General features: G+C 40.3%; 9 protein-coding genes. 5 read left to right on the top strand and 4 right to left on the bottom strand.

Annotated features, from left to right (window positions below):
- Window positions 1–25: 25 nt before the first annotated feature.
- Complete coding sequence (locus tag ACE1CA_RS24960; RefSeq protein WP_413277241.1) at window positions 26–538, bottom strand: YraN family protein; 513 nt, start codon at window positions 536–538, stop codon at window positions 26–28.
- A gap of 14 nt (window positions 539–552) precedes the next feature.
- Between ACE1CA_RS24960 and ACE1CA_RS24955 the strand changes: the two genes are divergently transcribed.
- Complete coding sequence (locus ACE1CA_RS24955) at window positions 553–1,074, top strand: pentapeptide repeat-containing protein (protein ID WP_413277240.1); 522 nt, start codon at window positions 553–555, stop codon at window positions 1,072–1,074.
- Between the two features lie 130 nt (window positions 1,075–1,204).
- On the opposite strand, the gene dnaG is transcribed toward ACE1CA_RS24955, so the two are convergent.
- Window positions 1,205–3,199, bottom strand: coding sequence for a DNA primase (gene dnaG / locus ACE1CA_RS24950; RefSeq protein WP_413277239.1), 1,995 nt, complete (start codon window positions 3,197–3,199; stop codon window positions 1,205–1,207).
- Window positions 3,200–3,491: 292 nt separating this feature from the next.
- Between dnaG and ACE1CA_RS24945 the strand changes: the two genes are divergently transcribed.
- Window positions 3,492–6,983 carry a PAS domain S-box protein gene (locus ACE1CA_RS24945; protein WP_413277238.1) on the top strand — a complete coding sequence of 1,164 codons (3,492 nt, stop codon included), beginning with the start codon at window positions 3,492–3,494 and terminating at the stop codon, window positions 6,981–6,983.
- Between the two features lie 58 nt (window positions 6,984–7,041).
- On the opposite strand, the gene ACE1CA_RS24940 is transcribed toward ACE1CA_RS24945, so the two are convergent.
- Entirely contained in the window at window positions 7,042–8,169 is a 1,128-nt protein-coding gene (locus ACE1CA_RS24940; protein ID WP_413277257.1) for a CobW family GTP-binding protein, read from the bottom strand.
- Between the two features lie 135 nt (window positions 8,170–8,304).
- Between ACE1CA_RS24940 and cysS the strand changes: the two genes are divergently transcribed.
- Together cysS and cobM are read left to right on the top strand one after the other, a co-directional pair.
- A complete protein-coding gene (gene cysS, locus ACE1CA_RS24935; RefSeq protein WP_413277237.1) occupies window positions 8,305–9,777 on the top strand; it encodes a cysteine--tRNA ligase in 1,473 nt (490 codons plus the stop codon).
- Window positions 9,778–9,890: 113 nt separating this feature from the next.
- Complete coding sequence (gene cobM, locus ACE1CA_RS24930; protein WP_413277236.1) at window positions 9,891–10,739, top strand: precorrin-4 C(11)-methyltransferase; 849 nt, start codon at window positions 9,891–9,893, stop codon at window positions 10,737–10,739.
- A gap of 42 nt (window positions 10,740–10,781) precedes the next feature.
- On the opposite strand, the gene ACE1CA_RS24925 is transcribed toward cobM, so the two are convergent.
- On the bottom strand, window positions 10,782–11,348 hold the full coding sequence (locus ACE1CA_RS24925; protein ID WP_413277235.1) for a hypothetical protein: 567 nt from the start codon (window positions 11,346–11,348) through the stop codon (window positions 10,782–10,784).
- 151 nt (window positions 11,349–11,499) lie between these two features.
- Between ACE1CA_RS24925 and hemN the strand changes: the two genes are divergently transcribed.
- On the top strand, window positions 11,500–12,897 hold the full coding sequence (hemN, locus tag ACE1CA_RS24920) for an oxygen-independent coproporphyrinogen III oxidase (RefSeq protein WP_413277234.1): 1,398 nt from the start codon (window positions 11,500–11,502) through the stop codon (window positions 12,895–12,897).
- Window positions 12,898–12,946: the final 49 nt, after the last annotated feature.

The raw sequence follows: 12,946 nt of genomic DNA, 5'->3' as shown, positions 1-12,946 counted from the left end.
TATACTACTTTAGGTAGATGACAAATTAAAAATCGTAGTTTATGGCTGACTCAATGTATTGTTGCAAGACAAGTTTATATTCGGCAATATATAGAGTTGACTCTTGAATTAAGTCATCTGTATTTTTTAAGGGGTTAGAGCCGGAATTATTAGTAGTAACACTACTGTCGGAAATGGTTTCTTGAGGCAAATCATTTTTTACCTTTTGGCAAGTAACTAAAGCTACATCAAATCTACAGATTTTATTGGCGAAATTTCCTGAAGCAAGAAATAATTGTGCGGTTTGCCAGAGTTTAGATTGTTTTTGGGGAGTAATAGACAATAAACCATCGCCATCCCAATTTCTCTGGCTCCGAGTTTTGACTTCCACAAATAGTAATAAATTTGGCTGTTTTTCGGCGATAATGTCTAACTCTCCCCAACGACAGCGCCAGCGACGATGGAGAATCACCCAACCTTGTGCTTGCAACCATCGTGCAACTAGGTCTTCTCCTAATGCACCGAAATCGGGATAATTAGATACTGAACGATTCGCCATTTACTGTAAGCAGCATGAATTTTCGACTAGACGATCGGATTTCCAAGATATTACTCAGTTTATGGCTCTGGGCAGTAATTTGCTTAGTAGCTTTTGTAGGAACTGCCACTCCAGTTCTAGCTTTGGATTATACCAACGAGGCTCTGGTTGGTGCAGATTTCTCTAATCGGGAGTTAACTGATTCTAACTTTACTAAAGCAAATCTCCGCAGTAGCGATTTTAGCCATGCAAATTTACGGGGAGTTAGCCTTTATGGGGCAAGCTTCCTATATGCTAATTTGGAGGGTGCCGATCTTTCTTATTCGACGATCGCGACTGCTCGTTTTACCAAGGCTAATTTGAAAGATGCGATTTTAGAAGGCGCTTTCGCTTTCAATGCTAAGTTTGAAGGCGCGAATATTGAAGGTACTGATTTCACTGATGTTTTGTTGCGAGACGATCAGCTAGAAGTACTTTGTAAAATTGCTAAAGGTACTAATCCTGTTACCGGACGTAATACTCGCGAAACTTTAATGTGTCCTGATTTAGGATACTGAAAAAGGTTTTGGCGGTTGAAACCGCGACTACACAAACCAAGTCCACCTTCGTGGACTGTTAACCTGCTTTGGCAGGTTTTGTCTGTATAGCCTGCGACTTTAGTCGCCACAACAATCATTACAATTAAAGTTACAATAAATCGGAGATGGAAACTTGGCATTCTTGCTCTAATTCCATACTCCGTTGTTTATAATTCAGGAATTCTTGGTAATATTTTTTTTGAAGTTCTGGGTCTGTAGAACTGTCGGTTTTTTCAAAAAGTGCTAGAAATTGGCGGGATTGTTTTTCGCACATAATTTGTTCCATGCGAATAATCGCCGCTTTGATTAATTCTCCGGCTCGATAAAGGTTTGCTTCTGCCATTTCATCTAAAATAAATAAGCGGGAAGCTTGCGCCATTTGTTTGGGAAATTCCACTGCTTTATCTTGCAGTTTAGAAATGAGATTTGCTGAGGTTAAGTTAATATCAATTTCCTGAATTTGTTGCCAGAGAAACCGATGATGGGAAAAGCTAAATTCTAGTTCTTGGTTCTCCAAACTATGAATAATATTTTGACGCTGTTCGGGACAATGAATATAAAGACGCAACAATAGAGCTTCGGCAATTTTTAATAAGTCGTCTCGTTGGGTCGTAATTACTTTTTCTGGGTTGGATGTTTGATTTTTAACTATACGAAGATTGGGTTTTGTTTGGGGGTAGTTACCCTGAATTGCACGAGCTACTAACAATGGCATTTGTAGTGATTTATCATTGCTCGATCGCACTTTCCAATTTTGAATAACTTGATTAAGAAGATTTTGAGAAATTAATGGTATTCGCCGTGAATCACCGATACTCAAACGTTCAGCGCATTGATTAACATAATGAGTTAGCTGATTATCGTCGATGATGTTAGCAAGAATTTTTACCATTTCTTCGGCAACTTGTTGATATCGATCGGCTTGTTTAAGGTCTTTTCCTTCTAACAATTGTTCAATTTGCCAAGCTAACCATAAAGGTGCTTCATGCAATAAATTTTCATATTGTGTAACGGAATAAGTTTTTAAGTATTCGTCGGCATCTTTGCCATTGGGAAGGTTGAGAATGCGGAGTTGAATTTCTCCCCGATAAGCTAAGTTAGCGATTTCTCCGATCGCTCTTTTCGCTGCGGTATTACCAGCTTTGTCAGCATCGAAATTTAATATTAATTGTTTGGATTCGTTGTAACGTAAAAGTAGTTTTACTTGGTCTAAACTTAAGGCAGTTCCCAAGGAAGCAACGGCGTTAGTAATTCCAGCAGCGTGGAGTGCGATCGCATCAAAATACCCTTCCACCACCACTGCTAAATCTTGCTTAGAAATCCCATCTTTCGCCTTATCTAAAGCAAACAAAGTTTTGCCTTTATTAAATAGTTGAGTTTCGGGAGAATTGAGATACTTTGGTTGTTCGTCAGCCAGAGTTCTCCCACCAAAACCGATTACTCTCCCTTGAACATCGTGAATGGGAATAATTACCCGATTCCGAAAATAATCATAATAGTTAATTTGCGATTCCTTGCGCCGACGAATCAATCCCGCTTGTTCTACTAACTGTACGGAGAAACGTTTTTGTTCCACTAAATATCGATAAAGAGTTTCCCAACCGTTTGGCGCACAACCTAACTGAAACTTTTGAATTGTTTCATCATTTAATTGTCGTTCCGATCGCAAATATTCTAAAGCTGCTTTGCCTGAAGGTTGATACAAAGCATGGTGATAAAATGCTGCTGTTACTGCTAGAATTTCAAATAATTGTTCTCTTAGAGTTAGTTGGCGTTGCAGTTCTTGACGTTGTTCCGGTTCCAAAGTTTGCACTGGAATCGAATAGCGTCGCGCCAAATTTAACACCACATCAGCAAAAGATTGTTTCTCCAGTTCCATAAGGAACGTAATTACATTTCCCCCAGCTTGACAACCGAAGCAATAATACATTTGTTTGTGGGGACTGACGCTAAAGCTGGGAGATTTTTCCTCATGAAATGGACATAAACCTTGGAAATCTTTGCCACGTTTGCGTAAAACAACTTTTTCCGAGATGATTTCTACGATATCAGCCCGTTGTTTAACTTGTTCGATCGTGTCTGGATGCAGGCGAGGTATTTGCATCGGTGGCTTGATTTGGCGATACGTGCTACGCGATCGCAGCAGCGATAAAGACTTAAATTGCTATTCCATTATAGTTGAACTCTTTCTCCGCTAAATTACTTAACCAGATTTGGACTATGAATCAATTTAACTCTTTTTATTCTTTTATATAATTTAATTTGGTTACTACTTGCTGAATTCGGAAAGTAACATAAATAGTAATTATTTGTTGAATAGATTACACAAAGCTGGGCACTTGTAGTAATGGTAGAGGAAAATGTAAATACAAAACAATATAAATATTTATCCTTAAATGTCATCCTCCATAAGAAGTAATTTCGGGTTAAATCAATCCATTCAGGAAGAAAATTCAGTCCAACCGTCTCTAAGCGATCGTCAATTGCAGACAATTTTTGAGACTGCGTTGGATGGAATGGCGATCGCAGACGATCGAGGGTGCTACCTAAATGTTAATTCTGCTGCCTGTAAATTATTTGGTTTAGAGAGAGATAAACTACTGGGACGTTACATCTGGGAGTTTGTCGAATCAGGATTGGACTTTCAAACAACTTGGCAAAAACTGCAACAACAGGAAAAAGTGCGGGGCGAGTTCCACTTCAAAAAGCTAGATGAGGAGATCCGCATCGTAGAATATGCAGCAACAGCTAACTTTTTGCCTGATTGCCATCTGTTAGTAATGCGAGACATTACTCCACACAAACAAGTCGAAAAACTGACTCTCCAACTCACACAACTCCAAACTCAACTACAGGAAGCAGGGATTGAGAGCGAGCAGGGAAACCTAGTTAACTCACAAAATCATCGCCTCAAACAAATAGCTCAACACATTCCCGGCGTGATTTATCAATTTCGGATGCGTTCTGATGGGACTTTCCATTTTCCCTACGCTAGTGAGGGATTGCGAGAGATTTATGGCTTTAGTCCCGAAGAAGTGCAGGATAATTGCTTGAAGGTGTTTACGGTGATTCATTCTGAAGATCTTGATCGCGTCACTCAATCTATTCTGAAATCAGCCGAAAACCTCACACCTTGGTATTGCGAATATCGAGTTTGTTTGCCGGATGGACGGACACTGTGGTTACTCGGTCATGCTACACCAGAGCGAGAACCAGATGGTAGTACTCTTTGGCATGGCTATATTCGGGATATTACCGAACAGCAAGCTGTGCTGCGCGATCGCAAACAAGCAGAAAATATGCTCCGCGAGAGTGAAGGGATTTGGCGCACGTTGGTTGATGTCACACCCGCAGCAGTGGCGATGTTCGATCGCCAGATGCGCTACTTATTAGCTAATCAAGCTTGGTATCAACAATACGGGTTGGAAAATACGGAAATTATTGGCCGATCGCACTACGAAATTTTTCCCGATGTTCCGCAAAAGTGGAAAGATATTCATGCTCGTTGCTTAACTGGAATTAGTCAGAAAAATGATGCTGACTTTTGGCTTCGCGCAGATGGTAACAGCGATTGGGTGCGCTGGGAAATTCGCCCTTGGATCGATCGTCAAGGCGAAATTGGTGGCTTACTAATGTACACGGAAGTAATTACCGATCGCAAACAAGCTGAAGCTAAATTAATCGAAATCACTCAATTACAACAAGCAGTTTTAGACGGCGCTAACTACACAATTATTTCCACCGATCCCAATGGAATTATCAAGACTTTTAATGCTGCTGCTGAAAGACTTTTAGGATATTCATCAGCAGAAGTAGTAGACAAGGTTACACCAGCAATTCTTCACGATTTAGAAGAAGTTAAACAACGGGCAACTGCACTAAGTATAGAACTTGGTCAACCCATTGAGCCAGGATTTGAAGTATTTGTAGCTAAGGCACGTTTGGGAATAGCTGACGAACATGAATGGTCTTATATTCATAAAGATGGTTCTCGTTTTCCCGTGTTACTTTCTGTGACTCCTTTGCGCGATCGAGAAGGAACAATTACCGGATTTTTAGGAATAGCAAATGATATCACGGAGCGCAAACAAGCTGAAGTCGAACTCAAGGAAGTATCAGAACGTTTATCATTCGCACTTAAATCTGGAAAAATGGGTTGTTGGGAATGGGATATCATTCAAAATACCTTGGATTGGGACGATCGAATGTACGAGTTATATGGTGTCACCAAAGAGTCTGATGCCAGATTAGTTTATGATATTTGGGCAACTGGGCTGCATCCTGACGATCGAGAAATTACCGAAACCATAATTCGTCAAGCTGTTTTAGGGGAAGCAGAATACGATCCAGAATTTCGCGTAGTTCATCCCGATGGTAGCGTTCATTTTATTAAAGCATTCGGTTTAGTTCGACGCGATGCTCAAGGGAATGCCCTAAAAATGATTGGGGTTAATTTTGATATTAGCGATCGCAAACGTCAAGAACAAGCTCTCCGTTTAATTGTCGAAGGAACCGCTGCCAAAACAGGCGAAGCTTTCTTCCAAACTTGCGTTCAATATCTCGCCCAAGTATTAGAAGTTCGTTATGCTTTTATCGCGGTATTTGTTGACTCAGAAAAATTAGTAGCTAACACTCTCGCATTTTGGGCGGGAGACGACTTTGGCGATAATTTTACTTACAATTTAGCCTGTTCTCCCTGTGAGAATGTGAAAACTCCAGATGCCCTGTGCATTTATCCAAATTCCGTTCAATCCCTGTTTCCCGAAGATAATGATTTAGTCACTTTACAAGTTGAAAGTTATGCAGGTTTGCCAATAATTAATGGTAATGGCGATCGCTTAGGATTGTTAGCAGTTTTAGACACTAAACCAATGGCGGAAGAACTCACAATGCAAGCAGCTATTTTGAAGATTTTTGCCACTCGCGCAGGTGCGGAAATCGAGCGAATAGAGGCAGAAGCAGTGCGACAATCTGAAATTAAACTGCGTCAAAAAACTGAAGAATTAGAAGCCACCCTCAAACAATTACAAGCTACCCAAATGCAATTAATTCAAGCCGAAAAAATGTCGAGTTTAGGGCAATTAGTAGCAGGTATTGCCCATGAAATTAATAATCCTGTGAGTTTTATTTATAGCAATATTCAATTTGCTACTGATTATGCTACAGACTTAGTTAATCTAATTCAACTTTATCAAGAACATTATCCTAGTCCGCCAGCAGCAATTTCTGATTTTATTAAAAATATCGACTTTGAATATGTAAACAATGACCTTTCTAAATTATTATTATCAATGAAAACTGGAGCCACGCGCATCAGAGATATTGTTAAATCTCTCCGAACATTTTCCCGTTTGGATGAAGCGGATTTGAAAAAAATAGACATTCACGAAAATCTTGAGAGTACCTTAGCAATTTTACAAAATCGGTTGAACGATCGAGCAAGCAATTCAGAAATTCAGGTTGTTAAAAATTATGGAAAGTTACCTCTGGTTGAATGTTATGGTGGTTTACTAAATCAGGTATTTATGAATTTGTTACTTAATGCGATCGATGCGATCGAACAACATCGAGAAAGTCTAGAACCTACAGAAAAATTAGCTTATCAGGGTCAAATTACCATTACCACTTCTATCACTTCCGAAAATCAATTTGTTATCTCCATTCACGACAATGGTTGTGGGATGAGTCCCGAAATTCAAGAAAAGATATTTAATCCCTTTTTTACCACAAAACCTGTAGGGAAAGGTACAGGAATGGGATTAGCAATCAGCTATCAAATTGTCACCAAGAATCATCCGGGTAGTTTGCGATGTTTTTCTACACCCAGAAAAGGAACAGAGTTTAGGATTGAGTTACCAATTTGCGATCGATCCAAAATTTTAAGCTAGATCCCCGCTAGATACCCGACTTCTTCAAGAAGTCGGGTATCTAATTAATTGGCAACAACTATTTCCCAAATCCTTTACCGCGATTTGTTGTAGGAATACAAAGACATTTTTCCAATTGTGCTTTCAAAGTTTCATGGTCTAAATTTTGACCAATCAACACCAATTGATTTTTTGGATTACCTTTCCAATCTTCATCATCCATCGTGAAACGCTTACCGCACAAATGGAAAATATGCCGTCTCGGACTTTCATCAAACCAAAGAATTCCCTTAGCACGAAATACCGTACCTGGCAATTGATTATCTAAGAAAAATTGAAACTTTCTAATTGACAAAGGTTTATCACTAGCAAAAGAAATCGAAGTAAAACCATCATTTTCTAAGTGATCTGAATGATGATGATGGTGTTCATGATGGTGATGATCGTGGTCATGATCGTGGGTGCAATGACCGTGTTCGTGATCGCAATTAGAATCGTCATGATCGTGGTCATGATGATGGTGTTCGTGCTTTGAATCCTCTGTTTCAAAATATTTATCAGATTCAAATAAACCCACACTGAGAATTAAAGCAAGTGGTACTTGTGATTTTGTAGTTCGCAGAATTCTTGCGCCTTCTTTAATATCCCGAATCTTCACTTCCAACAGATCTAAATCTGCTTCATCCACCAAATCAGCCTTATTTAATAAAATCACATCGCCATAAGCAATTTGATTGTAAGCAGCTTGGGAATTAAACAAATCCAAACTATAATTTGCTGCATCTACGACCGTAATAATCGAATCCAACCGAGTAAAATCTCGCAATTCAGTACCTAAAAAGGTCAAAGCTACAGGTAGAGGATCTGCCAATCCCGTAGTTTCTACTACTAAATAATCTACCTTGTCTCCCCGTTCCAAAACCTTGTAAACGGCATTAACCAAATCATTATTAATCGTGCAGCAAATACAACCGTTACTTAACTCCACCATGTCATCACCAGTGGAGATAATTAACTCATTATCAATGCCAACCTCGCCAAACTCATTGACGAGAACTGCTGTTTTTAAACCCTGTTGATTAGTTAAAATGTGATTGAGGAGAGTAGTCTTGCCACTACCGAGAAAACCAGTAATAATTGTGACTGGTAAACCTTGTTTGGGGGCATCCATTGCGATCGCTTGTTCAGAAGAATCTGCTGTTTGCATAGCCAAAGTTTCAAAAACGTCGGAAAATGGGAGTGTAACACAATAGTGCCGAAGCACTAACATCAGGATGCTTGCTGGCATCCCATACCTTGTTTCCCTATTATTGCCGATCTATCCTTAATCTTGAAATTTGTGATGACCCTAACGCTTTACAACACCCTCACTCGTCGGAAAGAAACCTTTACACCCTTGGAACCGGGAAAGGTAAAAATGTATTGTTGCGGCGTGACGGTGTACGACTATTGCCATTTGGGTCATGCGCGTTCCTACATTGTTTGGGATATGGTGCGCCGCTATTTACTTTGGCGAGGATACCAAGTTCGCTACATCCAAAATTTTACGGATATTGACGATAAAATCCTCAATAGAGCAAGGCAAGAAAACTCTTCAATGGAAGCCGTAGCGGAAAAATACATTCAAGCTTATTTTGAAGATATGGATCGGCTAAATATTATGAAAGCTGATGAATATCCTCGTGCTACTCATACTTTAGATGGAATTAAGCGGTTAATTCACGAACTGGAACACAAAGGTTTTGCTTACCCTGCTGCTGGCGATGTCTATTACACTGTGGGGAATTTTTCTGATTATGGCAAACTTTCCGGGCGCAATTTGGCAGATATGCAAGCGGGGGCGAGTGGTAGAGTTGAGGTAGAAGACCCGGAAGCGGGGAAGAAAAAACACCCGTTTGATTTTGCATTGTGGAAAGCGGCGAAACCGGGAGAACCTGCTTGGGAGTCGCCTTGGGGTGCTGGTCGTCCGGGTTGGCATATTGAATGTTCGGCGATGGTGCGTCAATGCTTGGGGGAAACTATTGATATTCATCTGGGTGGTGCTGATTTGGTTTTTCCCCATCATGAAAATGAAATTGCTCAGTCGGAAGCTGTAACTGGTAAGAGTTTAGCGAATTATTGGTTACACAATGGCATGGTGAATGTTGATGGTGAAAAGATGTCGAAATCTTTGGGCAATTTTACGACTATTCGCCAGTTGTTAGATGCGGCAAATGCACCTGAAGCAATGGCAGTGAGGTTGTTTGTGATGCAAGCAAATTACCGGAAACCGATCGATTTTACAGATGAATCAATGCAAGCTGCCCAAAATAGTTGGAATACCCTAAAAGAAGGTTTGCTTTTCGGTTATGAATACGGCAAACAATTAGGTTGGGAAAACGTAGGACAGGCATCTTGCCTGTCATCCTCAAACCCCAACCCTTACGAACAACGTTTTCAAGAGGCGATGGATGATGATTTTAACTCTCCTGCTGCTTTAGCGGTTTTGTTTGAAATTGCGAAAGAATTGGGTAAGGAAGGTAATATCTTAGTCCATGAGGGGAAAACTAAAACTTCGTCAAATGAGTTAGAAGCACAATGGAAAACTCTAGTTAATTTGGCAAATGTTTTAGGTTTGGAAGCTAAACCAGAGGTAGAAGAAGATGAATCTACTGAAGGTTTGAGTGATGCAGAAATTGAGGATTTAATTCAACAGCGACAGGCGGCGCGAAAAGCGAAGAATTTTGGGGATAGCGATCGCATTCGTGACCAATTAAAAGCTGCGGGAATTACTTTAATTGATACCTCAGAAGGTACTCGTTGGCATCGCAATTAATGACGACTCAGTGGCAACAAATCTAAAAAAGAGCCTTAGAAAGAAATCTCTCTAAGGCTTAACCAGGGTGCATCTACCACTTACTATTTCCTTAGATATACTTAAGATCCGGAATGATTTCATCAGAAAATTCTCAACCTCAAATATGTTCAGAAAAGGCAACGACACCTTTACCACCAGCTGTTTACATTGTCGGTGCTGGCCCAGGCGACCCAGATTTATTAACTGTGAAAGCACAAAAAATTTTGGCGCAAGCTGATGTAATCTTATTTGCTGATTCATTAGTACCAAAGCAAATTTTACATGGTGTTCGTCCTGATGCAGAAATTATCCCGACGGCGAACAAAACTTTGGAAGATATTTTACCTGTGATGATTTCACGGGTGCAAAATGGTAAATCTGTTGTGCGTCTGCATTCGGGAGATCCTTGCCTTTATGGTGCTGTACACGAACAAATCGAAAGTTTAGCAGAGGCAAATATTCCTTTTGAAATAATACCGGGAATTAGCGCTTTTCAGTTAGCGGCAGCTAAACTCAATGTTGAATTAACTGTACCGGAATTAGTTCAAACTATTATTTTGACTCGGATGAGTGGGAATGCTTCCGCAGTCCCAGAAGCGGAAGAGTTAGCTTCTTTAGCAGCACATCAAGCAAGTTTGTGTCTTTATCTGAGTGCGCGAATGGTGGAAGCAGCACAAACTAAATTAATGGCACATTATTCTGCTGATACTCCAGTAGCAATTTGTTTTCGCTTAGGTTGGCCTGATGAGAGGATTTTAGTAGTTCCTTTACATCAAATGGCAGAAGTAACTCAGCAAGAAAATTTAATTCGTACTACTCTTTATGTGATTAGTCCGGCGTTGGGTGCGGTGGGGAAAGTGCGCGAGAGGCGATCGAAACTTTACCACCCAGAACATTCTCATATTTTTCGACCAAAGAGGGGTCTGGGGACTGAGGATTAGAGACTGGAGAGAGTCAACAATTTGCCGAAATTGTTCGAGATTTTAGTCATTCTTGCTTAAGTATTCCCGAAGTTCCTTAAGTACTTGCTTTGCGGTTTCACTGGGCGATCGCGGTTGATAAACTAAACTACTTAGCAGTCCACCACGAACGCGAGGGCGCATAACTACGCGCTCTAGTGCAGGTATCGCAGGTGCAGCTAGTGGCATTCCCAGGTTGCGGAGGGCGATCGCAGCTGAATCAACTCGCATTTCAACGGGATTGTCCAAATCGGCAATCAGACGTTGCAGCGCAATGGTTGTGTGCGGTTCTCCCAATCGTGCTAAGGCAACGGCAGCTGGATGAGCGAGTGTGATATCCTCTCCTTCCACTAATTGCGTCAATCGTTTAGCCGCTTCTACTGGTAGCGGTGGCTCGCTGCGATCGCCCCACAACTCTATCAACCCATACTGCCATGCCGGATCGAGCCGATCGAATACTGCATCGACCTCTGCCCATCCCACTGAGCCATATTCGCGCAATTTGAGCCAAATTTCAGCGGGTGGATGCGTAAGATCCCGCAACTGAGCAGCGAGTGTCTTGGCGTACTGCCGATCGTGATTCGTACTCATATTAAAGAAAATTATACATTATAAGTAATAATGACTAGATTAGGAAATTCTATGTTAAGTTTTGCAACTAGTTGCTTGGTAAATTTATTCATAGCTATAAAGTTATTAAAGATTGTAGTGAGAATTGTATCTTTAGAGATTTGGGGAGAATATGAAACTGCTGTCGCAAACTGTGGAATTTGACTTTAATTTGCTGAGAAAGTACGATCGCGCAGTGCCTAGATATACGAGTTATCCCCCGGCAACGGAATTAAAAGAAGATTTTCGGGAAATTGATTTTAAAGCAGCGATCGCAGTTGGTAATTACAAAAATACTCCTTTGTCGCTGTATTGTCATATTCCCTTTTGTGAGTCTCCCTGCTATTTTTGCGGTTGTAATACGGTGATTACGCAAAGAAAAGAAGTAGCAGAGCCTTATTTAGATTATATTGGGCATGACATCGAAAGAATTGCGGAATTAGTCGATCGCGATCGACAAGTTCAGCAACTTCATTGGGGTGGAGGTACGCCTAATTATTTGTCTTCCCAACAAGTTGAGAAGCTTTGGAATAAGATTAATGACAATTTTAAATTAGCTTCGGAAGCCGAAGTTTCGATCGAAGTTAATCCCCGGTTTTTAGATAAAAATTATATCTTTCATTTGCGCGATTTAGGATTTAATCGGATTAGTTTTGGAATTCAAGATTTTGACCCAATAGTGCAGGAAGCAGTTAATCGTATTCAACCAGAAGTAATGTTGTTTGAAACAATGGAATGGATACGAGAAGCAGGGTTTGAAAGTGTCAATGTTGATTTGATTTATGGATTGCCATATCAAACATTAAAAACCTTTGAAAATACCATTTCCAAAACTCTGAAACTGAATCCCGATCGCATAGCTGTTTTCAATTTTGCTTATGTACCTTGGATCAAACCAATTCAGAAAAACTTGCCCCAAGATTCCCTGCCATTAGCTTTAGAAAAACTGAACATTTTGCAAATGACAATTGAAGAATTAACCGCTAATGGATATGTATTTATTGGCATGGATCACTTTGCGAAACCGAATGATGAATTAGCGATCGCGCAACGAGAAGGAGAACTGCACCGAAACTTCCAAGGATATACTACCAAACCAGAATCCGACTTGTTAAGTTTTGGCATGACTTCTATTAGTATGTTGCAGGATGTTTATGTACAAAATCACAAGCGGTTGAAAAGATATTATCAAGCAATTAATAATCGAGAATTTCCTATTGAACGGGGTGTTAGGCTAACTAAAGATGACATTATCCGTCGCTCTATAATTATGGAATTAATGTGCCAATTCCAACTTGACAAACATGATGTTGAAGAGAAATATCATCTCAGCTTTGACATGGATTTTGAAGAGTATTTTGCTCAAGAACGCTACGATTTACGATTGCTAGAAGCAGATGGATTAATTCACATTTCGCACAATAAAATTCTAGTCACACCAAACGGCAGATTATTGATTAGAAACATTGCTTCAGCTTTTGATAAATACTTAAGAAACCAGCAAATTGGACGCTTTTCTAAAGCAGTTTAAACTCAGATATTGCAGCAGGGAGGTAGAACCTCCCGGGTCTCGTTCCCAG

This window comes from Floridaenema evergladense BLCC-F167 (genome assembly GCF_041929205.2).
Classification (GTDB): domain Bacteria; phylum Cyanobacteriota; class Cyanobacteriia; order Cyanobacteriales; family Aerosakkonemataceae; genus Floridanema; species Floridanema evergladense.
Note: the sequence above shows the minus strand (reverse complement) of the source record. Positions and strands in the feature narration are given on the sequence as shown.

Excerpts from the sequence above, each read along its gene's own strand:
- cysS (WP_413277237.1), top strand. The coding sequence starts at position 8,305 with ATGACCCTAACGCTTTACAACACCCTCACTCGTCGGAAAGAAACCTTT.
- ACE1CA_RS24925 (WP_413277235.1), bottom strand. The coding sequence starts at position 11,348 with ATGAGTACGAATCACGATCGGCAGTACGCCAAGACACTCGCTGCTCAG.
- dnaG (WP_413277239.1), bottom strand. The coding sequence starts at position 3,199 with ATGCAAATACCTCGCCTGCATCCAGACACGATCGAACAAGTTAAACAA.
- ACE1CA_RS24940 (WP_413277257.1), bottom strand. The coding sequence starts at position 8,169 with ATGCAAACAGCAGATTCTTCTGAACAAGCGATCGCAATGGATGCCCCC.
- ACE1CA_RS24945 (WP_413277238.1), top strand. The coding sequence starts at position 3,492 with ATGTCATCCTCCATAAGAAGTAATTTCGGGTTAAATCAATCCATTCAG.
- cobM (WP_413277236.1), top strand. The coding sequence starts at position 9,891 with ATGATTTCATCAGAAAATTCTCAACCTCAAATATGTTCAGAAAAGGCA.
- ACE1CA_RS24960 (WP_413277241.1), bottom strand. The coding sequence starts at position 538 with ATGGCGAATCGTTCAGTATCTAATTATCCCGATTTCGGTGCATTAGGA.
- hemN (WP_413277234.1), top strand. The coding sequence starts at position 11,500 with ATGAAACTGCTGTCGCAAACTGTGGAATTTGACTTTAATTTGCTGAGA.
- ACE1CA_RS24955 (WP_413277240.1), top strand. The coding sequence starts at position 553 with ATGAATTTTCGACTAGACGATCGGATTTCCAAGATATTACTCAGTTTA.